Origin of the sequence: Oceanococcus atlanticus (genome assembly GCF_002088235.1) — a bacterium.
Classification (GTDB): Bacteria; Pseudomonadota; Gammaproteobacteria; order Nevskiales; family Oceanococcaceae; genus Oceanococcus; species Oceanococcus atlanticus.
On record NZ_AQQV01000003.1, the window covers coordinates 522,512 to 542,414 of the forward strand.

The following is a 19,903-nucleotide window of genomic DNA, read 5'->3' on the forward strand; positions in this document are numbered from 1 at the left end:
AGACTCAGCCGGCTTTGGCTTCGATACGGCGCGCGTGCAGGACCGGCTCGGTGTAGCCGCTGGGCTGCTCGCAACCCTTGAAGACCAGGTCGCAAGCCGCCTGGAAAGCCACAGACTGATCGAAGTTCGGCGCCATGTTGCGGTACAGCGGATCACCGCTGTTCTGACGGTCGACCACTTCAGCCATACGCTTGAGCGTTTCCATGACCTGCTCCTGCGTGCAGATCCCGTGACGCAGCCAGTTGGCGATATGCTGGCTGGAGATACGCAGGGTCGCACGGTCTTCCATCAGGCCCACGTCATGGATGTCCGGAACCTTGGAGCAGCCCACGCCCTGATCAATCCAACGCACCACGTAACCGAGGATGCCCTGTGCGTTGTTGTCCAGCTCCTGCTGGATCTGCTCGGCAGTGAGGCTGGCCGGGTCCGTCAGCAGCGGAATGGTGAGGATATCTTCCAGCTTGGCACGGGCCCGCTTGGCCAGTTCCTGCTGACGCGCCAGCACATTGATCTGGTGGTAGTGGATAGCATGCAGGGTTGCCGCGGTCGGCGACGGAACCCAGGCACAGTTGGCGCCGGCCAGCGGGTGATTCTGCTTGGTCGCCAGCATTTCGGCCATTTCGTCCGGTTTGGCCCACATGCCCTTGCCGATCTGCGCCCGGCCGTTGAAGCCGCAGGCCAGACCGATATCAACGTTCCAGTCTTCATAGGCTGTCAGCCAGGGCTGCGACTTCATGTCGCCCTTGGGCAGCAGCGGACCGGCTTCCATGGAGGTGTGAATTTCATCACCGGTGCGATCCAGGAAGCCGGTGTTGATGAAGATCACGCGCTCGCGTGCTTCAAAGATGCAGGCCTTCAGATTGACCGTGGTCCGGCGTTCCTCATCCATGATGCCGACCTTGAGCGTGTTGCGCGCCAGCCCGAGCAGATCTTCAACCCGATTGAACAACTCGCAGGTCAGCGCCACTTCCTCGGGGCCGTGCATCTTGGGTTTAACGATGTACACGCTGCCGCTACGCGAGTTGCGCGCACCGCTGGTCTTGGCCAGATCATGCATGGCACAAACGCTGGTCACGGCCGCATCAAGAATGCCTTCCGGCACTTCGTTGCCTTCCCCATCCAGCACGGCGTCCACGGTCATCAAATGGCCGACATTGCGCACCAGCAGTACACTGCGCCCCGGCAAGCTCAAGCTGCTGCCATCCAGCGCCGTGTATTCGCGATCCGGATTCAAGCGACGCGTCATCAGCTTGCCGCCCTTGTTGAACGACTCTTCCAGCGTGCCTTTCATCAGGCCCAGCCAGTTGCTGTAAACCACGCTCTTGTCCGGGCCATCGACAGCAGCAACCGAATCCTCGCAGTCCTGAATGGCGGTCAACGCCGACTCAAGATGCACCGCACAGACATGTGCCGGATCGTCCCGGCCAACCGGATGATCGGCATTGATTTCGATTTCGATGTGCAGACCGTTCTGCACCAGCAACACCGCGCTCGGGTTCGGCGCATCACCGCGATACCCGACCAGCGCAGTGGTGTCTTTCAAACCAGTGGTTTCGCCCGACGACAGTTTGACCTCAAGCTGACCATCAACAATGCGATAAGCCGTGCTGTGCAGATGGCTGCCAGCGGCCAGCGGCACACTTTCGTCCAGGAATTTGCGTGCAAACTCGATCACCTTGGCGCCACGCACCGGGTTGTAGGCCCCGGCACGCTCCGCCCCGCCCTCTTCCGAAATCACATCGGTGCCGTACAGCGCGTCATACAGATTGCCCCAGCGCGCGTTGGCAGCGTTCAGGGCAAAGCGTGCATTCATCACCGGCACGACCAGCTGCGGGCCGGCCACCTGGGCGATCTCCGGATCAACATTCTGGGTGGAGATCTGGAAGTCAGCCGGTTCTTCGACCAGATAGCCAATCTCCTGCAAGAACGTCTTGTACTCGTCCATGTTGATCGGCTGGCCGGCGCGCTCGGCGTGCCAGACATCAATTTTCTTCTGCAAATCTTCACGCTTTTGCAGCAGCGCGCGGTTTTTCGGCGCCAGATCCGACAGGATGGCTGCAAAGCCGTCCCAGAATTTGTCGACACTGATGCCGGTCCCCGGAAGAGCCTGTTCAACGATGAACGAATCAAGAACAGCCGCAACCTGCAGGCCAGCGCGCTCCACGCGTTGGGTCATGGTGAATACTCCGGTTTGTGAGGACTGTGGCTGCGTTTGCACGCCGCCGAAAAAGCCGGAAATTATACCTGAGTGACCGCAATACCGCGTGACGTGAGCGGGTGATCGCACTCGCCTTGTCGCGCGCACAAAAAAGCCAGCTCAAGGCTGGCTTTTTGCGGACGCCCTGATGGCGCGCCCCGGTTTCGTTAGGCCGGCCTACGCCAGCGTGAAACCTCGATATTTATGGTGGGCCGTCCGCGACTCGAACGCGGGACCAGCGGATTAAAAGTCCGATGCTCTACCAACTGAGCTAACGGCCCGGATGCTGCTTTTACTGCACCGCGTTTTCTGCGGAGCGCGAAAGGATAGTCATTTTCGCGACGAATTCAAGTGCTTGCACTGATATATCTTGTCGGATCGTTCACCCCGGCCTGCACAAAACCTTCCTGGCGCAGGCGGCAGCTATCGCAAACCCCACAGGCACGGCCCTGATCATCGGCCTGATAACACGACACCGTCGCCGCATAATCCACACCCAGCGCGATGCCTTGGCGAATAATTTCACCCTTGCTCATGTGCAGTAATGGCGCATGAATGCGCAAACCCTGGCCGCTTTCAACCCCGGCTTTGGTCGCAAGCTGACTGAGCTTCTGGAACTGCTCCAGAAAAGCCGGACGGCAATCAGGATAGCCCGAATAATCCACGGCATTCACGCCGATAAACAGATCCTGCGCACCAAGCACCTCGGCCAGCCCCATCGCGAGAGACAAAAAGACCGTGTTGCGCGCCGGCACATAGGTGATGGGGATATCGTCGCTGGGCGTGGTCGGCACCTCAATCGCCGGGTCAGTCAGGGCCGAACCACCGATTAGGCGCATATCCATTTCGATACGCCGATAGCTCAGGCAGCCTGCCTGTTCCGCCAGGGCCCGCGCCGCCTCCAGCTCTGCCACATGGCGTTGGCCGTAGGAAATGCTCAAAGCGTGGCAGCGAAAGCCCTGCGCCTGTGCCATCGCCAGCACCGTGGCTGAATCGAGACCGCCGGAAAGCAGGATGACCGCATCGCGCGGTGCGTGTTCAATGTCCTGGTTCATCGCCCCATAACAATTTGTGCAGTTGTAGCTGAAAGCGCAGCTCAAGCCCGCTGTCCAGGACCCATTGCGCAAGCGCACTGGGATCGACCTGACCAAAACTGGGCGACACCAGCACCGCGCAACGCTCCAGCAAACGGTACTGATCAATAATAGTGACCGCCCAATCAAAATCAGCCCGACTGCAAATCACCAGCTTGACCTGATCATGCGCACGCAGGCCATCCAGGTTGTCCCACAGATTACGCCGCACTTCACCGGAATCGGGGGTTTTGATGTCCACCACCCGGCTGACGCGCGCATCCACGGGCGAGATGTCCAGCGCACCGCTGGTTTCCAGCGACACCGCATGCCCGGCATCGCATAGGGCACGCAGAAACGGAATGCAGGTTTTTTGAGCCAGCGGCTCGCCCCCGGTCACGCAGATGTGCCGGGTGCCCTGAACCAGAGGGTCGCTCAGCAGATCTTCAAGCTCACGCCACTGGCCACCATGAAACGCGTATGCGCTGTCGCAATAACGGCAGCGCAGCGGGCACCCGGTCAATCGAACGAACGTGGTCGGCAACCCGACCTGCAGCGCCTCGCCCTGCAAAGAGCGAAACACTTCAGTGATCTTCAGGCGCGCGGCGGTAGGGGCTCGAACTTGGGTCTGCGCGCTGGTCAGCGCGTCACCCACCGCCCATCTGCTGCAGGCGCTCACGCGCCAGATTGGCCGCCGAGCTGTTCGGATAGTCGCTTACGACTTTATTCAACACCGTCCGCGCTTCAGCATTCTTGCCCTGCTCGACCCTTAACAGGCCTTGTTTAAGCAGTGCATCGCTGGCTTTGGAACTCGCTGGGTAACGGTTGAGAACTTTGGAAAACGCATCCCAGGCTTTATCAAAAGCGCGGTCTACGTAAAACGCCTCGCCGATCCAGTACTGGGCATTCGGCGCATAGGGGCTTTCCGGGTATTTGCTCAGAAAGTCCTGGAACGCACCAACGGCCTGATCGTAACTGCCTGACTTGAGGCTCTGGAACGCTGCCAGATACGCCTTTTGATCGGCATTGTTATCTTCTTGCAGCAGCGCAGACGCAGCGCCCCCGGTCGATCCACCTTCCAGCCCTTGCAAGCGGGTGTCGATGTCGACGTACAGCGCACGCTGACGTTCGTTCTGCCGGTCCAGCTTGTACTGCAACTCTTCCACCTGACCGCGCAGCATGCGCACTTGCTCTTCCAGGTTGGCCACGCTGCTGCCCAACCCCACCGCTCCCAGGCCGCTCAGACGCCGCTGGGTTTCCGCCAGCTCCGAACGCAGCTCCTGATTTTCGGCATCCAGAGCATTGAGCTTGAGCTGGACCGGATCGGGCTCCGAGCCCATGCTTGCGCAGCCGCTGAGCGCGGCCACGGCCAGAACGATGGGTATACGCATTACTGATAAACCATAACGACGCGGCGATTCTTGGCCCAGGCGGTTTCACCTGAGCCCAGCACCGCTGGCTGTTCTTCGCCGTAACTCACAACCAACAGCTGAGCCCGGGCCGCACCGCGCAGCAGCAGTGCGCGACGCACGGCTTCGCCGCGACGCTCGCCCAGGGCGATGTTGTACTCACGCGTGCCACGCTCGTCGGTGTGGCCTTCAAGCCGAATACGCGCACCAGGGTTGTCACGCAGGTAGCGGGCGTGAGCATCCAGCACCGGCAGGAAGTCCGCACGGATCTGGCTGCTGTCGTAGTCGAAATAAACGGTCAGTTGCTGACGCAGCGCGGCGTCGCGCTGTTCGGCCTGGCTCAGCGCATTAGCCTGTCCCAGCTCGCGGTCACTGACGCCCTGCCCGTCCAGACCACCGCTCTGACCCATGCTCTCCTGATCGTAGGCGCTGGTATCCTCCGGCTGATCCGGCGTTGAACTGCAACCCGCCAGCGCCAGCGCGGCGGCCATAATCCAGATGCCAAACTGATTTTTCATTGTGTCGTCCTACTTGTTGAACGGCGACCAGGCCGGTTCCCTGACATCACCCGGCTGACTCAAACCCTGCTGTATGCCGGTGTCTATCGCTACAGTCGCCAACTCGGCCCCACGGGGCCCTTTGGTCGAATAAATTATAACAACGCCGTTGGGTGCAAAGCTTGGGCTTTCATCCAGCGGGCCGTTACTGAGCACACGCAGATCACCGCTTTTCAGTTCCAGCGCGGCAACACGGAAACCACCGTCGTCACTTTGATGCACCAGGCTCAGAAAACGCCCATCCGGCGAATATGTTGCACGGGCATTGCTGCGACCTTCAAACGTGAGGCGCTTGGGCTCGCCGCCGCCAGCCGGAATGCGATAGATCTGCGGCCGCCCGGCCCGATCCGAGGTGAATACGATGTACTGGCCATCGGGCGAATAGGACGGCTCGGTATCGATAGCCGGATCATTGGTCAGACGCCGGGTGTTGCCGCTGGCCACCTCCAGTTCATAGATTTCCGGGTTGCCTTCATGCGACAGCGTAACCACCAATTTGCGCCCATCTGGCGAGAAGCTCGGCGCACCGTTGATGCCGCGGAAATTGGTCAGCTTGCGCACCACCCCGGTCGAGACCGTTTGCAGGTAGATCGCCGACTGACCCTGGTCGAAAGCCACAAAAGCCATCTGGCGACCATCCGGTGACCAGGCCGGTGACATGATTGGCTCGCGCGAGCTGACCAGCTGGCGCGGATCATGCCCATCGGCATCGGCAATCATCAGCTTGTAAGTACGGCTCTCCACCGTACCTTCCGCCGTCACATAGGCGATGCGCGTGTTGAACACGCCCCGATGGCCGGTCAGTTTCTGATAGATCAGGTCACTGATCTGGTGGCTGGCATAACGCAAGCCGCTGGCGCTGACCGGAATCTCGTAAGCCAGCGACTCGGTTCCACGAAACACGTCCAGCATGCGGAACTCGACCAGCCAGTTGCCCATGGAACCACGGCGGATGCTGCCGATAACCAAGTGCTCCACGCCCAACGCACGCCAGTTCTCGTAGCGCACGTTCTCCGCTTGACTGGGCTGAGCCAGCATATCTTCACGCGGGAACGGGGCAAACAGACCGCTGCTCTTGAGGTCGGCCTCGACGATGCGCGCCACGTCGGTGTCGAGATTCTCCAGCGCTTCAACCTGGAACGGCACAACCCCGACAGAGACCGGTTCGACCTGGCCTCCGGTGATGGTGATTTCCAGGTTGGCCAGCGCCGGCGTGCACAGCAGCCACAGCAGGGGGATCAGAATTCGGCTCATCATCACGGTTGGAATATCAAAGTCAGTGTTCGTTCAAAAACCCGGGGGTTATTGGGCAAGGGTAGCGGATCAGCGCTGCGTATGGCTTTTTCGACCGACGCGTCGAGGAAACTGTTGCCGCAGCTCTGCAGCAGCTGGAAACTCTGAATCTGACCACCCGGCAGCTGCTTGATCTGAATCCGGCAGGAGAAATCCTCATCCACGCCCGGTGGTCGTGACCAATGGCGCTGGATGTGTTCGAACAGCTGCCGCTGATAAATCTCGCGGTCGCTGGCGTCACGTTTGGCCTGGGCAGCCGCTTCACGTTCAGCCTCGATCGCCGCCTCTTCAGCGGCCAGCGCCTCACGCATGCGCCGCTCGTTCTCTTCCTGGCGCCGCTTGCGTGCCTCTTCCTCGGCTTTACGCTTGGCCTCGGCTTCCGCTTTCTTGCGCGCCTCCTCTTCAGCTTTGCGTTTGGCTTCTGCCTCGGCCTTCTTGCGCGCCTCTTCCTGCGCCTTGCGCTTGGCTTCTTCTTCCGCCTTGCGGCGCGCTTCCGCCTCGGCTTTTTGACGCGCCTCTTCTTCCGCCTTGCGCTTGGCTTCTTCCTCGGCTTTGCGCTGTGCTTCGGCCTCAGCTTTTTTGCGCGCCTCTTCCTGTGCCTTGCGCTTGGCCTCTTCCTCGGCCTTGCGCCGGGCTTCTTCTTGCGCCTTGCGCTGGGCTTCCTCTTCGGCTTTGCGTCGGGCTTCGGCTTCCGCCTGCAAACGCGCCTGCTCTGCCTGATTCTGCCGCTGCGTATCCAAAAAAACCGCTTTGACTGGCACGATCTGGGCTTGCTGCTGGAACAAGGACGGCGCACCAAACCACAGCAGGGCGACAGCCAGCACATGCAAGGCCACCGCCAAGGTCAGAGCGAACACGTCTTGGGCGTCGAATTTCATCGCGCAACCCTACTCCGGTGATTCAGTGGCGAAACCGAGAGTTTTGACGCCTGCCCCCTGCAACAACCCCATGGCGTACATCACCCGGGCATACGGTACCTGCTCGTCACCTTCGACCACCACCGAGGTGTCTGGCTTGTGCTTGAGAATGTTGACCACAATGCGATGAATGTCCTCGTCACTCACCGGCTCTTGCGGATTCTCACCACGGTTGAGGTAGTAGTTGCCCTGCGCATCCACGCTGAGCACAACAGGTTCATTCTCGCTGTCATAGTCCAGCGTTTCGGCCGCGGCGTCGGGCAAATCCACTTCGACCCCCTGGGTCAGCAGCGGCGCGGTGATCATGAAGATCACCAACAGAACGAGCATGACGTCGATATACGGCACGACGTTAATCTCGTGCGCCAAACGGCGTCTTTTCTGCTGCATCATGCCGACGGCTTCTGCAAACCGCGTTCAACAATGCCGATGAATTCTTCGGAAAATGCGTGGAAACGCGATTCCAGACGATCGACCTGACTGGTAAACATGTTGTACGCGATCACCGCCGGAATTGCCGCAACCAGGCCCATGGCGGTTGCAATCAGGGCTTCGGCGATGCCCGGCGCAACCATCGTCAAGGTGGCGTGCTTGGCGTTACCCAGGCCGATGAAGGCGTGCATGATGCCCCACACCGTGCCAAACAAGCCGACATAGGGCGAGGTGGAGCCAATGGTGGCCAGCACCGGCAGACCGCTTTCCAGTCGGTCGATCTCGCGCATGTGGGCAACCCGCACCGCGCGTTGTGCCGCGCCCAGCACTTCGTCGCGATCACCACCCTCGCCACGACTGCGCTCGAACTCTTCGAAGCCCGCCTGGAACAGCGATTCCAGCCCCAGAGGCTGCTGATTGCGCCGCCGCATGGCATCGGCAATATCGTGCAATCGCCCACCCGACCAGAAGTTGTCCTCGAAACGATCGGCCGCCCGGCGCAACGCATCCAGCGTGGCCTTTTTGCGAATGATCATGAACCAGGACACCACGGAAGCCAGCACCAGCAGACCCATGACGATCTGCACCAGAATGCTGGCATTGAGAATCAAATGACTGAAGGACATAGGGTTTTACTTGCTCTGCAATGCGGTCCGCACATCCTCGGGCATGCGGGTGACTTGGAAGGAAGGATACGCCACACACCCGGCGCGCACAGTCAGTTCCGCCAGATCCTGATCCGCTGCGGCCGCGAGCCACATACGTTGACGGAACTGCACTGACGCCGCACCGGCCTTTTCGACTACAACCGACACGATGAGTTCATCATCCAGCCGCGCCGGGCGGCGATAACGCACCGCCAGATCGCTCAGGGTAAAAGCTATGCCCTGCTCCTGCATCAGCGCTTGCTGGTCGAATCCCAGTGCACGCAGATACTCGGTGCGGGCGCGCTCGAAGAAAGCCAGATAGCGCGCGTGGTACATCACCCCGCTCGCGTCAGTGTCTTCGTAGTACACACGAAATCGCTGCTCGAACATGAGATTCAGCCTTGAAACAAATCACTGTTGCCCGGCGCATCCAGGCCCAGCAATCGGTAAGTTTGCGGTGTGGCCTGGCGCCCGCGCGGGGTGCGCAGCAGAAAGCCCTGCTGGATCAGATACGGCTCGATGACATCCTCAATGGTGTCCTTGCTTTCACCAATCGCCGCCGCCAGTGCATCCACGCCCGTAGGACCACCGCCATAGCGATGCACCAGCGCGCCCAGCAGCTTGCGATCCATCAGGTCAAAGCCTTCTTCATCGACCTCAAACATCTTCAGCGCGGCGTCAGCCAGCGCTGCGTCGACGCGCCCATCCGCCTTGACCTCGGCGTAGTCACGCACCCGCCGCAACAGCCGGTTGGCGATACGTGGCGTGCCGCGCGACCGTCGTGCGATCTCACGCGCACCGGCATCGTCCATCTCGACATTGAGCAGCTTGGCGGAACGCGCAACGATCGAGGTCAGATCAGCCGTGTTGTAGTACTGCAGCCGTTGCACGATGCCGAAACGATCGCGCAACGGCGAGGTCAGCGCCCCGGCTCGCGTGGTCGCCCCGATCAGCGTGAACGGCGGCAGATCCAGCTTGATCGAGCGGGCCGCCGGCCCTTCGCCGATGATGATGTCGATCTGGTAGTCCTCCATCGCCGGATAGAGAATTTCCTCGACCACCGGACTGAGGCGGTGAATCTCGTCGACAAACAGCACATCATTGGGTTCGAGATTGGTCAGCTGAGCGGCCAGATCACCCGGCTTTTCCAGCACCGGGCCGGAGGTCTGGCGCAGATTGACATCCAGTTCGCTGGCGATAATGTGCGCCAGCGTGGTCTTGCCCAGGCCCGGCGGCCCGAACACCAGTACATGATCAAGCGCTTCGCCCCGTCCACGTGCAGCGTTGATGAAGATATCGAGCTGCTCGCGCACCGGCTGCTGGCCAATGTATTCGCTCAGTGAGCGCGGACGGATCGCCCGATCAATGCGCTCTTCCTCGCCGCCACCCTGCGGCGACAACAAGCGCTCTTCGAACGGCACATCGTTCATCGCGCAGCCGCCTGCAGAGCCAGACGAATAACATCCTGGGCACCACTGACGCTGGCATCAACCTTGCCAACCAGTTTGCGCGCTTCCGCCGCCGAGTAGCCCAGCGCCTGCAAGGCATCCTGCGCTTCGGCGCGGTCCTGCGACGCCGCACCGCCAGATGCGCTCGAGCCGGCAGGCCCAAGCTGCTCGAAGCGGCTGAGACGCCCGCGCATTTCCAGCAACACCCGCTGCGCAGTTTTTTTGCCGATCCCCGGCACCCGGGTCAGGCGATCATCATCCCCCGCCTCGATGACGGAAAATAGCTCGGAGGTGCTCATCGTCGATAACACGGCCAGCGCCATCTTGGCGCCAATGCCGGTAATACGCAGCAACTCGCGGAACATGGTGCGCTCCTCACGGCTGGCAAAGCCATAGAGCAACTGCGCGTCCTCACGCACCACCATATGGGTGTGCAACACCACGGCCTGACCCTCGGCCGGCAAAGCGAAAATGGTCGACATTGGCGCTTCCAGCTCGTAGCCCACGCCCTGCACGTCCAGCAGCACCTGTGGCGGGGCTTTCTCCAGCAGAGTTCCTGACAGCCGCCCGATCATCGCGCAATCCCCCGCCGCTGCGAACGCATGTGAAAGGCGTGACACACCGCTATCGCCAGCGCATCGGCCTGATCCTCCTGCGGCGCCTCGCGCAATGCAACCAGACGCTGAACCATGAAGTTGATCTGCTGCTTGTCGGCACGTCCACCGCCAACAATGGCCTGCTTGACCGTCGCCGGCGGGTATTCAGCCACGCTGAGCTGCTGACAGGCGATGGCCGCGATGGCCGCGCCCCGCGCCTGTCCCAGTTTGATCGCGCTCGCGACATTCTTTTGAACGAACACCGTTTCCACCGCCGCAGCCTGCGGCTGGTATTGCTCGATCATGTCATTCAACCCCTGAAAAATGCGGGCCAGTCGCTGAGCCATGTCACCCCGCCCCAGCGCCAGGTGGCCGCTGTGCACATGGGTGAATTGTTGTCCGTGAAAATCGATGATGGCAAAACCTGTACGCACCGAGCCCGGGTCGACCCCCAGAATGCGCACCGGCAAGCTCACGCGCTACTCGCTCAGTTCGGCGTTGGCATAGACGTTCTGCACATCATCCAGATCTTCCAGCGCGTCGACCAGACGCTGAATGCTGGCGTAGCTCTCTTCATCCAGATCCACGCTGGTCTGCGGACGCATGGTGACATCATTGTCTTCGGCGACCAGACCCGCAGCTTCCAGCGCATCTTTGACCGCTTCGTACTCATCCGGACCGGTGATCACCTCAACCGATTCGTCGTCGTAGCTGACAATGTCTTCCGCCCCGGCTTCCAACGCCACTTCCATGATCTGCTCTTCACTGCTTCCCGGCGCGAACAGGAAGTAACCCTTCTTGTCGAACAGGTAGGCCACCGAGCCATCGTTGCCGAGGTTGCCGCCATGCTTGCTGAACGCATGACGCACTTCCGCCACGGTGCGATTGCGGTTGTCGCTCATGCAGTCGACCATCACCGCGACCCCATTCGGGCCATAGCCCTCGTAGCGGATTTCCTCGTAGGCGTCACCTTCAAGCAAGCCGGCGCCACGCTTGATCGCGCGCTCGATGTTGTCCTTGGGCATCGACTGGGCCTTAGCCTTGTCTACGGCCAGGCGCAAACGCGAGTTGGTCGCCGGATCCGGATCACCCATGCGCGCAGCAACGATGATTTCCTTGGCCAGCTTGGTGAACAGCTTGCCGCGCTTCTTATCCTGCGCGCCTTTGCGGTGCTGAATATTGGCCCACTTGCTGTGACCCGCCATTAGAACACCATCCTCAAACCGATGAAGGCCGAGTCTTCTATATCGACATCCGGACCACCGTCCAGGCCGGCTTCGAGCTTGCGGTAGCCGGCCACGATATAAGCCTGGCGAATCAGCTGGTAATCCACGCTCAGACCGAATTCGAAGTATTTGTCGATGTCGTCGAAGGCGCTGACGCTGGGGGCATAGAACACCCAGGCACGCCCGCCGATACGGTTGAAGTCCGGCACCCGACCATCCAGCGTGCCGCCCAGCGCGACCGCCGCACCGGTCAAGCCGCTGTCACTGTCGAGAATCACGGCACGGCCACCCACGCCGGCTTTGACATTGGCTTTGGGGGCGCCGGTGTCACCGAGAATCATAAGCCCGACGTGACCGAGCAGCGCATCGCTGCCACTTTCGTCCTGGTACAACACGCCCAGGTCGAGAGAGGCCACGTTGTCAGCCCGGTTCGGGCCCACAGCAACGGCATATTCGCCGCGAATCGAATCTTCGCCGAAGGTCAAATCCAGCGACGCCGAAAAAGCCGGCATGGCCAGTGCGGCCAAGCCCAGAGCGATCAAACCACGAATCATAGAATCAACGTTTTTTGTTAATGGCGTGAATGGCGCGTCCGTCAACCGACAGCGCCGCTTCGTGCACGGATTCCGACAAGGTCGGGTGCGCATGCATGGTCAAGGCAATGTCTTCGCTGGTGGCGCCGTATTCCATGGCCAGGACCATCTCGGCAATCAGCTCAGACACATAAGGCCCGACCATATGAACACCCAAAATGCGATCAGTTTCCGCACAGGCCAGCATTTTGACCTGACCGGCAGCGGCTTCCAGCGCTTTGGCGCGGCCATTGGCGGTGAATGGGAAGCTACCCACGCGGTAGCTGACACCGGCCGCCTTCAGAGCTTCCTCGGTCTTGCCAACCCAGGCCACTTCCGGCGCGGTGTAGATCACCGAAGGTACACAATCGTAGTTCACCTTGGCTTTGTGGCCGGCGATGATTTCGGCCACGGCCACGCCTTCTTCGCTGCCCTTGTGAGCCAGCATCAGGCCACCGATCACATCACCCACGGCATACACATCGGGCATGCTGGTGCGGTAAGCCTCATCAACCGCAACAAAGCCCTTCTCATCCAGTTCCACACTGGCGTCGCTGCTGCACAGATCGCGCGTATAAGGACGCCGGCCCACGGCCACGATCAGGCGATCAAAGCGCTCGCTGTGTTCTTCACCGTTGACGCTGAACTTAACGTCCACACCGGCGCCTTTGACATCGGCGGACATGACCCGCGCGCCAAGCCGGATATCCAGGCCCTGCTTCTTGAACTGACGCAGTGCATCCTTGGCGATCTGACCATCGGCAATACCGGCCAGGAACTGATCCTGCGCTTCCAAAAGCACGGTGTCCGAACCCAGGCGTGACCACACGCTGCCCAGCTCGGTGCCGATCACACCGGCGCCGATCACACCGACGCGCTTGGGCACGCTTTCAAACTCAAGCGCACCCCAGGAATCGACGATGTACTTGCCGTCGAACTTGGCCATTGGCAGTTCCACCGGTTCGGAACCACTGGCAATGAGAATCTTGTCGCACTCCAGCATCTCGGCTTTTTTCTTGCCCAGGGCGGTGAATGCGACCTTGCCCTGGCCACGGATCTGCCCGGTGCCGGCCAGCCCATCCACACCATTAGCCTTGAACAGCTGGGCGATGCCGCCCGTCAGCTGCTGGCTGATGCCGGTCTTGCGCGCCTGCATCGCAGCCACGTCCAGCTTGACCTTGCCGGTGGCGATGCCGTGCTTTTCGAACTCGTGCTGTGCCCGGTGATACAGCTCCGATGATTCCAGCAAGGCCTTGGACGGGATACAGCCAGCGTTGAGGCAGGTGCCGCCGAAGGCCGCTTTACCGTCGTGATTGACCCATTTGTCGATACAGGCGACGTTCATGCCGAGCTGGGCCGCGCGTATGGCTGCGACATAGCCCGCCGGGCCGGCGCCGATAACGATCAGATCGTACTTCTTGCTCATGATCAGTTCCTTGTCGCGGATCCATCTCTCCGCGGTAGTAAAAAGAGCCGGCACAGCCGGCTCCTGGAGTTTGCACGCGCGGCGTCCCGCCGCGGCGTTTAGATTTCCAGCAGCATGCGTGCCGGATCTTCCAGCACTTCCTTGATGGTGCGCAGGAACAGCACGGCTTCACGGCCATCGATGATGCGGTGATCGTAGGTCAGCGCCAGATACATCATCGGACGGATCACGATCTCGTCATTCACCACAACCGGCTTCTTGTTGATGCCGTGCATGCCCAGAATCGCACTCTGCGGCGGATTCAGAATCGGCGTCGACATCATGGAACCGAACACCCCACCATTGGTGATGGAGAAGGTGCCGCCAAGCAGGTCGTCCATGGTCAGCTTGTTGTCCTTGGCGCGCGCCCCGAACTCACCGATGGAGGATTCCACCTCGGCAAAGCTGAGTTTGTCGGCATCGCGCAGGATCGGAACCACTAGGCCACGCGGCGAGGACACCGCAATACCGATGTCGTAGTAACCGTGGTAGATGATGTCGTTGCCGTCCACCGAGGCATTGACGATCGGATAGCGCTTGAGCGCTTCAACCGCAGCACGCACGAAGAAGCTCATGTAACCGAGACGAACCTTGTGGTTCTTCTCGAACACGTCGCGGTATTGCTTACGCAGTTTGTCGACGGCGTGCAGATCAACCTCATTGAAGGTGGTCAGCATGGCCGCGCTTTGCTGAGCCTCAACCAGACGCTCGGCGATACGCGCACGAATACGTGTCATCGGCACACGCTGTTCGATGCGTTCATCCTGAGCCGGGGCCGAACCCACCGCACCCGCATCACGATCACCCACCGCCGCATCGGCTGCTTTGGGCGCCGCTTTGGCTTCTGCCGCCGGTTTGCTGCTGGCGTTGTCTTTCAGGTACTTCTCAACATCAGCCTTGGTCAGGCGACCACCCTTGCCGCTGGCCGGAATCCCTTCAGCCTTGAGGTCATGCTCGTCGAGCAGGCGGCGCACTGCCGGGCTTTGCTGCACGTCGCCAGCCGGCTCGGCCTCATCCGCGGCCTTGCTTGGCTGCGAGGCGGCTGGTTTGTCATCGCTCTTCTTGGCCGCGGCATCGCCAGCTTCAAGCACGGCAAGCACGTCACCCGCGGTGACCGTGTCGCCCGGCTGAACCATGATCTTGACCAGAGTACCGCTATCGGTGGCTGGCACTTCCAGCACGACTTTGTCGGTTTCCAGGTCGGCCAGATTCTCATCGCGGGTGACGCTGTCGCCTTCCGCTTTGTGCCATTCCGCCACTGTGGCTTCCGTGACGGATTCCGGCAATGCCGGCACCTTGATTTCGATACTCATTGAATTGGCTCCTCGCGGGATTCCTGCCTGTTCGTGACCTTGAATGTGTTACGCGCCGACCAGCACTGAACCTTCCTTCAGCGCGGCCTGCATCAGAATGTTCTGCTGAATTACATGAACCTTGTTGTAACCGGTTGCGGTGGACGCCGCGCCTGGACGGGTGGCGTACATCATGCGGTGGTTCTTGCTCAGCGGGATCTGCAAGCGATGCTTGATCTGGTACCAGGCACCCTGATTCTCGGGCTCTTCCTGACACCACACGATATCGCGTGCATTGGGATAACGTTTGAGCGCCGCACCGTAAGCCTCGGTCGGGAACGGATACAGCTGCTCCAGACGCACGATGGCGACATCGTCGATACCGGCTTCCTGGCGCGCCTTGTAGATGTCAAAGAACACCTTGCCGCTGCACACCACGACCCGCTTGACCTTCTTCGGATCCAGATCATCGATCTCGTCAATGACGTGCTGGAACTCGCCTTTGGTGAGATCTTCAAGCTGAGACACCGACAGGGGGTGACGCAACAGGCTCTTGGGCGTCATCACGACAAGCGGTGAGCGCAGCTTGCGCAACTGCTGACGGCGAATCATGTGGAACATCTGAGCCGGCGTGGACGGCACACACACCTGCATGTTGTTTTCGGCGCACAACTGCAGATAGCGCTCCAGGCGCGCCGACGAATGCTCCGGCCCCTGCCCTTCGTAGCCGTGCGGCAGGAACATGGTCAAGCCGCACAGGCGCCCCCACTTGGAGTAGCCGGAGGCGATGAACTGGTCCATCACCACCTGAGCGCCATTGGCGAAATCGCCGAACTGGGCTTCCCAGACCACCATAGTGGTCGGATCTGCCGTGGCGTAGCCATATTCGAAACCGAGCACACCCTCTTCCGACAGCAGGGTGTCGAGCACCTCGAACTGGCCCGGCCCGACATGGGCCAGCGGCGTATAGCTCAGGGTCTCTTGCTGGTTGTGCAGACGCGCGTGGCGATGGAAGAAGGTGCCGCGACCGCAATCCTGACCGGTCAAACGCACATTGTGTCCGTCATCGATCAGACTGGCATAGGCCATGGTTTCGGCAAAGCCCCAATCCAGCGGCGCCGCACCTGCGGCCATACGCGAGCGGTCCTTCATGATGCGATTGACGCGATCATGCACCGTGAAGCCTTCCGGCAACTGCAGCAGACGTTCGCTCAGATCACGCAGTTTTTTCAGGGTAATCGCAGACTTGCAGGCTTCCGCATGATCGCCACCCTGATAAACACTCCAGTCCACCGTGTGCTCGTTGCCGACCATGCCCAGGGTCTTGCGCGCGATGTTCTCGCCACGATCCAGGCCTTCACGGTAGTCATCCAGCATCTGGGCCGCATCATCTGCGGACACCACATCACGCTCGGCCAGACGCTCGGCAAACAACGCCCGCGTGGTCGGCCATTTGCGGATCTTCTGGTACATCTGCGGTTGGGTCACCGCCGGTTCATCAGCCTCGTTATGGCCATGACGGCGGTAACAGACCAGATCGATGATCACATCTTTCTTGAACTCGGCGCGGTAATCCGCCGCCAAGCGGGTGATGAACACCACCGCTTCCGGATCATCGGCGTTAACGTGAAACACCGGTGCCTCAAGCATCTTGGCGATGTCGGTGCAGTACAGCGAGGTGCGTGAGTCGCGCCGACCGCTGGTTTCAATCGGGTTTGGGGTGGTGAAGCCGATCTGATTGTTGACGATCAGATGGATGGTGCCACCGGTCGAAAAACCGTTGGCCTGCGACAGCTGCAGGGTTTCCATGACCACACCCTGTCCGGCAAACGCGGCATCGCCGTGAATCAGCACCGGCATCACTTCCTTGCCAGCCTCATCGCCCCGGCGCACCTGACGCGCGCGCACCGAACCCTGCACCACCGGGTTGACGATCTCCAGGTGACTGGGGTTGAAGGCCAGCACCAGATGACAACGGCGACCATCCACATCCACATCGGTGGAGAAACCCATGTGGTATTTCACGTCACCCGATGCACGCGGATCGTCTTCGATGTTCTTGCCTTCGAACTCGGCAAACAGGTCCGCCGGCGATTTACCCAGCGTGTTGACCAGCACGTTAAGACGCCCACGGTGTGCCATGCCGATGATGACTTCCTCGACATCATGCGTGGTGCTGCGACGCAGTAGCTCATCCAGTGCCGGAATCAGGCTGTCGCCGCCCTCCAGCGAGAAGCGCTTCTGGCCCACATATTTGGTGTGCAGGTAGCGTTCGATGCCTTCGGCCGCGCTCAGCTGCATGAGCACGGTGCGCTGCTCCTGCTCGGTCAGCCACGGCTGGTAGACCTGCCCTTCCAGACGACGCTGAATCCAGCGCTTTTCGCTGGTTTCAGTGATGTACATGTACTCGGCGCCAATCGAGCCGGTGTACACGGTGCGCACCAGATCGAGAATATCGCGCAGCTTCATACGATCTTCGGCGGCCAGCGACCCGGTGTTGAACACCGTGTCCATGTCCTGCTCGCCCAGGCCGTGGAAGGCTGGCTCAAGATCGGGCACGTGCGGCCCTTTGGTCAAACCCAGCGGATCGAGATTGGCCGCCTGATGCCCGCGCACGCGGTAATAATTGATCAGGCGTAGCACCGCAGCCTGCTTTTCCGCAGCCTCGGGATTCATGGCCTCGCCGCGGCGCGCGCGGCGCGCACGCTCTTTGGCCATCTTGACGAAGGAGGAGCGAATCGGTCGATGCGCCACCTCGGCCTGTTCGGCCTCACCCAATCCCCGGAAATAGTTGCGCCAACTTTCGTCGACTGCATCCGGGTTTTTCAGGTATTCCTCATACACCGCCTCGACGTATCCGGAACTGACACCCGACATCGGGGTGCTGGCCAGAAACTTGCGAATGAGGTCCCCGCTCATGGGTATCTCCAGGTCGTCAGATTACTTCGGTTATTGTACGAGAACGTGAGGCAAAAAGCGCTGTTTTCACCGGGAAAATCTCACTTTTTTGCATCCCAGGTGTTGGTCAGATCACTCAGATAGCTTTTGAACTCGTCCGCGAACTCCGGATGCTTGAGTCCGAACTCCACATTGGCCTGCAAATAACCCAGTTTGCTACCACAATCAAAGCGCGTGCCTTCGAACTCGAAAGCCAGCACAGTCTGTTCTTCAAGCATCTTGGCGATGGCATCGGTGAGCTGAATTTCACCGCCGGCACCACGCCCGGTGGAGCCAAGGATCTTGAAGATGCGTGGCGGCAGAATGTAACGCCCCACCACAGCCAAATTGGACGGCGCTTCCTCCGGCTTGGGCTTCTCCACGATGCCTTTGATTTCGCTGACCCCATTGCCGATGGGTTCGACATCGACGATACCGTATTTATAAGTCTCTTCCGGCGGCACACGCTGGACAGCAATCACGGCCGTGCCGTACTCGGCATAAACACGCTGCATCTGAGCCAGACAGGGACGCAGTTTGCCGTCAATCAGGTCATCCGCCAGGATCACCGAAAAATCCTCATCGCCGACCGCCGGCTGGGCACATAACACCGCATGACCAAGCCCCATGGCTTCCGGCTGGCGGATGTACATGCAGCTCACCCCGATCGGCAGCACCTCCCTGAGTTCTCGCAAAGTGTCGGTTTTACCCTTTTGCTCCAAGGTGTGCTCGAGCTCATAGGAGCGATCGAAATGATCCAGAATCGAGTTCTTGTTGTTGCTGGTGATGAACACCAGCTCTTCGGCACCGGCGCTGATCGCCTCATTGACCGCGTACTGAATCAGCGGTTTATCGACGATCGGCAACATTTCCTTAGCGCTGGCCTTGGTCGCGGGCAGAAACCGCGTACCCAGACCAGCCACCGGAAATACAGCTTTGCGAATACGCATGTCTTAGGCTCCTGCTGTCCACTTACCGGACAGGATCGGCTTGTGATTGTTGGCGTCCTTGACCTCGAAGACGAAATCGCTGGCTTTGGCCTCACCATGCAACTTGGCCTTGCCCGGCAGGAACAAAGGCGTTTTGAACTCGACCTCGAGCACACCGGCTTCCTCGGTGTTGACCGGCAGTGTCGCGGCACTGCGCGCCAGCGTCCACATACCGTGAATAATGGCCCGTTTGAAGCCCAGCAGTTTGGCCGTCGGTGCCGAGATGTGAATCGGGTTGATGTCGCCAGACACCAGCGCGTAGCGGCGACCGAGATTGCCTTTGAGGGTCCACAGCGCCAACTCGGGCAGCGAACTGGGCTTGGGTGCCGGCGGCTTCTTCTTGGCACCACTGGATGCCCCGCTCTTGTCGCTGCGACGACTCAGAATGGAGGTGATGCCACGCCACACGACCTTGCCCTGCGCATCCTGAAATTCGGTGACCAGATCAAACTCGTAGCCACGCGCGGTCTCATTGATACCGTTGATCTCGACCGATACGTCGTAGCTGGCGTCGATGCGCATGGGCTGAGCCTGCTCGATGCGATTGGAGACATGCACCATGCCCATCGCAGCGAGCGGGAAATCGGGATGACCCATAAGATGCAAATGCAACGGAAAAACCATGACCTGCGGGTAGCACACCGGCAGGAACTCACTTTTCGTGCCGCCGCAGACCCGCCGGTAGGCCGCAACCATCATGGCGCGGGGCTTGACGTTGTCGGCCGTGGCAATCAGCGGCTCTTTCAGCTCAACAGTTTTGGATGCACGTGACACCACCACTTTGCCAAAGGCTGGCAACGCGGGCGGCAGTCGATCGAAATTCAGTTCAGCCATGATTGAAAACTCCGGATTA

General features: G+C 60.4%; 20 protein-coding genes and 1 tRNA gene. All 21 read right to left on the reverse strand.

Going from position 1 to position 19,903, the window contains the following annotated elements:
- Window positions 1–4: 4 nt before the first annotated feature.
- The 21 genes from ATO7_RS13375 to ATO7_RS13470 all read right to left on the reverse strand — a co-directional run bounded on the left by ATO7_RS13375 (window position 5) and on the right by ATO7_RS13470 (window position 19,884).
- Entirely contained in the window at window positions 5–2,176 is a 2,172-nt protein-coding gene (locus tag ATO7_RS13375) for a malate synthase G (RefSeq protein WP_083562491.1), read from the reverse strand.
- Window positions 2,177–2,402: 226 nt separating this feature from the next.
- A tRNA-Lys gene (locus ATO7_RS13380) sits at window positions 2,403–2,478 on the reverse strand.
- A 66-nt stretch (window positions 2,479–2,544) separates the two neighbouring features.
- Window positions 2,545–3,252, reverse strand: a complete 708-nt coding sequence (queC, locus tag ATO7_RS13385) for a 7-cyano-7-deazaguanine synthase QueC (protein WP_083562493.1) — start codon at window positions 3,250–3,252, stop codon at window positions 2,545–2,547.
- The gene (gene queE, locus ATO7_RS13390; protein WP_240499478.1) at window positions 3,236–3,925 is read right to left on the reverse strand and encodes a 7-carboxy-7-deazaguanine synthase QueE; all 690 of its coding nucleotides are present in this window, start codon (window positions 3,923–3,925) and stop codon (window positions 3,236–3,238) included. Before queE ends, queC begins: the two co-directional genes overlap by 17 nt.
- On the reverse strand, window positions 3,918–4,661 hold the full coding sequence (gene ybgF, locus ATO7_RS13395) for a tol-pal system protein YbgF (protein ID WP_083562495.1): 744 nt from the start codon (window positions 4,659–4,661) through the stop codon (window positions 3,918–3,920). Before ybgF ends, queE begins: the two co-directional genes overlap by 8 nt.
- Window positions 4,661–5,197 (reverse strand): peptidoglycan-associated lipoprotein Pal, encoded by a 537-nt coding sequence (pal, locus tag ATO7_RS13400; protein WP_083562497.1) that lies wholly within the window; start codon window positions 5,195–5,197, stop codon window positions 4,661–4,663. The genes ybgF and pal overlap by 1 nt, the downstream gene beginning before the upstream one ends.
- Window positions 5,198–5,206: 9 nt before the next feature.
- Window positions 5,207–6,490, reverse strand: a complete 1,284-nt coding sequence (gene tolB / locus ATO7_RS13405) for a Tol-Pal system beta propeller repeat protein TolB (protein ID WP_083562499.1) — start codon at window positions 6,488–6,490, stop codon at window positions 5,207–5,209.
- Window positions 6,491–6,492: 2 nt separating this feature from the next.
- Window positions 6,493–7,407 (reverse strand): cell envelope integrity protein TolA, encoded by a 915-nt coding sequence (gene tolA / locus ATO7_RS13410; protein ID WP_083562502.1) that lies wholly within the window; start codon window positions 7,405–7,407, stop codon window positions 6,493–6,495.
- A gap of 9 nt (window positions 7,408–7,416) precedes the next feature.
- The gene (gene tolR / locus ATO7_RS13415; RefSeq protein ID WP_083562504.1) at window positions 7,417–7,839 is read right to left on the reverse strand and encodes a protein TolR; all 423 of its coding nucleotides are present in this window, start codon (window positions 7,837–7,839) and stop codon (window positions 7,417–7,419) included.
- Window positions 7,836–8,504 carry a protein TolQ gene (gene tolQ, locus ATO7_RS16840; RefSeq protein ID WP_146680353.1) on the reverse strand — a complete coding sequence of 223 codons (669 nt, stop codon included), beginning with the start codon at window positions 8,502–8,504 and terminating at the stop codon, window positions 7,836–7,838. The genes tolR and tolQ overlap by 4 nt, the downstream gene beginning before the upstream one ends.
- 6 nt (window positions 8,505–8,510) lie before the next feature.
- A complete protein-coding gene (locus ATO7_RS16845) occupies window positions 8,511–8,915 on the reverse strand; it encodes a YbgC/FadM family acyl-CoA thioesterase (RefSeq protein WP_146680354.1) in 405 nt (134 codons plus the stop codon).
- A gap of 5 nt (window positions 8,916–8,920) precedes the next feature.
- Window positions 8,921–9,955 (reverse strand): Holliday junction branch migration DNA helicase RuvB, encoded by a 1,035-nt coding sequence (ruvB, locus tag ATO7_RS13425; RefSeq protein WP_083562506.1) that lies wholly within the window; start codon window positions 9,953–9,955, stop codon window positions 8,921–8,923.
- Window positions 9,952–10,548: a Holliday junction branch migration protein RuvA gene (gene ruvA / locus ATO7_RS13430; RefSeq protein ID WP_083562508.1), complete on the reverse strand. Its 597-nt coding sequence runs from the start codon at window positions 10,546–10,548 to the stop codon at window positions 9,952–9,954. The genes ruvB and ruvA overlap by 4 nt, the downstream gene beginning before the upstream one ends.
- Complete coding sequence (gene ruvC, locus ATO7_RS13435; protein WP_206044926.1) at window positions 10,545–11,045, reverse strand: crossover junction endodeoxyribonuclease RuvC; 501 nt, start codon at window positions 11,043–11,045, stop codon at window positions 10,545–10,547. Before ruvC ends, ruvA begins: the two co-directional genes overlap by 4 nt.
- A 3-nt stretch (window positions 11,046–11,048) precedes the next feature.
- Complete coding sequence (locus ATO7_RS13440; RefSeq protein WP_083562509.1) at window positions 11,049–11,774, reverse strand: YebC/PmpR family DNA-binding transcriptional regulator; 726 nt, start codon at window positions 11,772–11,774, stop codon at window positions 11,049–11,051.
- Window positions 11,774–12,349, reverse strand: coding sequence for a YfaZ family outer membrane protein (locus ATO7_RS13445; RefSeq protein WP_158523213.1), 576 nt, complete (start codon window positions 12,347–12,349; stop codon window positions 11,774–11,776). The genes ATO7_RS13440 and ATO7_RS13445 overlap by 1 nt, the downstream gene beginning before the upstream one ends.
- Before the next feature lie 4 nt (window positions 12,350–12,353).
- Window positions 12,354–13,793 carry a dihydrolipoyl dehydrogenase gene (lpdA, locus tag ATO7_RS13450; RefSeq protein WP_083562513.1) on the reverse strand — a complete coding sequence of 480 codons (1,440 nt, stop codon included), beginning with the start codon at window positions 13,791–13,793 and terminating at the stop codon, window positions 12,354–12,356.
- A 98-nt stretch (window positions 13,794–13,891) separates the two neighbouring features.
- The gene (gene odhB, locus ATO7_RS13455) at window positions 13,892–15,145 is read right to left on the reverse strand and encodes a 2-oxoglutarate dehydrogenase complex dihydrolipoyllysine-residue succinyltransferase (protein WP_083562515.1); all 1,254 of its coding nucleotides are present in this window, start codon (window positions 15,143–15,145) and stop codon (window positions 13,892–13,894) included.
- Between the two features lie 48 nt (window positions 15,146–15,193).
- A complete protein-coding gene (locus ATO7_RS13460) occupies window positions 15,194–18,043 on the reverse strand; it encodes a 2-oxoglutarate dehydrogenase E1 component (protein ID WP_146680355.1) in 2,850 nt (949 codons plus the stop codon).
- Window positions 18,044–18,123: 80 nt separating this feature from the next.
- Window positions 18,124–19,011, reverse strand: coding sequence for a UTP--glucose-1-phosphate uridylyltransferase GalU (gene galU, locus ATO7_RS13465; protein WP_083562517.1), 888 nt, complete (start codon window positions 19,009–19,011; stop codon window positions 18,124–18,126).
- A gap of 3 nt (window positions 19,012–19,014) precedes the next feature.
- On the reverse strand, window positions 19,015–19,884 hold the full coding sequence (locus tag ATO7_RS13470; RefSeq protein ID WP_083562519.1) for a MaoC family dehydratase: 870 nt from the start codon (window positions 19,882–19,884) through the stop codon (window positions 19,015–19,017).
- Window positions 19,885–19,903: the final 19 nt, after the last annotated feature.

Bases quoted from the DNA above. Each gene is read 5' to 3' on its own strand.
- tolQ (WP_146680353.1), bottom strand. From the start codon at position 8,504: ATGTCCTTCAGTCATTTGATTCTCAATGCCAGCATTCTGGTGCAGATC.
- galU (WP_083562517.1), bottom strand. From the start codon at position 19,011: ATGCGTATTCGCAAAGCTGTATTTCCGGTGGCTGGTCTGGGTACGCGG.
- ATO7_RS13440 (WP_083562509.1), bottom strand. From the start codon at position 11,774: ATGGCGGGTCACAGCAAGTGGGCCAATATTCAGCACCGCAAAGGCGCG.
- tolB (WP_083562499.1), bottom strand. From the start codon at position 6,490: ATGAGCCGAATTCTGATCCCCCTGCTGTGGCTGCTGTGCACGCCGGCG.
- odhB (WP_083562515.1), bottom strand. From the start codon at position 15,145: ATGAGTATCGAAATCAAGGTGCCGGCATTGCCGGAATCCGTCACGGAA.
- ybgF (WP_083562495.1), bottom strand. From the start codon at position 4,661: ATGCGTATACCCATCGTTCTGGCCGTGGCCGCGCTCAGCGGCTGCGCA.
- lpdA (WP_083562513.1), bottom strand. From the start codon at position 13,793: ATGAGCAAGAAGTACGATCTGATCGTTATCGGCGCCGGCCCGGCGGGC.
- ATO7_RS13470 (WP_083562519.1), bottom strand. From the start codon at position 19,884: ATGGCTGAACTGAATTTCGATCGACTGCCGCCCGCGTTGCCAGCCTTT.
- tolR (WP_083562504.1), bottom strand. From the start codon at position 7,839: ATGATGCAGCAGAAAAGACGCCGTTTGGCGCACGAGATTAACGTCGTG.
- tolA (WP_083562502.1), bottom strand. From the start codon at position 7,407: ATGAAATTCGACGCCCAAGACGTGTTCGCTCTGACCTTGGCGGTGGCC.
- ATO7_RS13445 (WP_158523213.1), bottom strand. From the start codon at position 12,349: ATGATTCGTGGTTTGATCGCTCTGGGCTTGGCCGCACTGGCCATGCCG.
- ATO7_RS16845 (WP_146680354.1), bottom strand. From the start codon at position 8,915: ATGTTCGAGCAGCGATTTCGTGTGTACTACGAAGACACTGACGCGAGC.
- ATO7_RS13460 (WP_146680355.1), bottom strand. From the start codon at position 18,043: ATGAGCGGGGACCTCATTCGCAAGTTTCTGGCCAGCACCCCGATGTCG.
- pal (WP_083562497.1), bottom strand. From the start codon at position 5,197: ATGAAAAATCAGTTTGGCATCTGGATTATGGCCGCCGCGCTGGCGCTG.
- queC (WP_083562493.1), bottom strand. From the start codon at position 3,252: ATGAACCAGGACATTGAACACGCACCGCGCGATGCGGTCATCCTGCTT.
- ATO7_RS13375 (WP_083562491.1), bottom strand. From the start codon at position 2,176: ATGACCCAACGCGTGGAGCGCGCTGGCCTGCAGGTTGCGGCTGTTCTT.
- ruvB (WP_083562506.1), bottom strand. From the start codon at position 9,955: ATGAACGATGTGCCGTTCGAAGAGCGCTTGTTGTCGCCGCAGGGTGGC.
- ruvA (WP_083562508.1), bottom strand. From the start codon at position 10,548: ATGATCGGGCGGCTGTCAGGAACTCTGCTGGAGAAAGCCCCGCCACAG.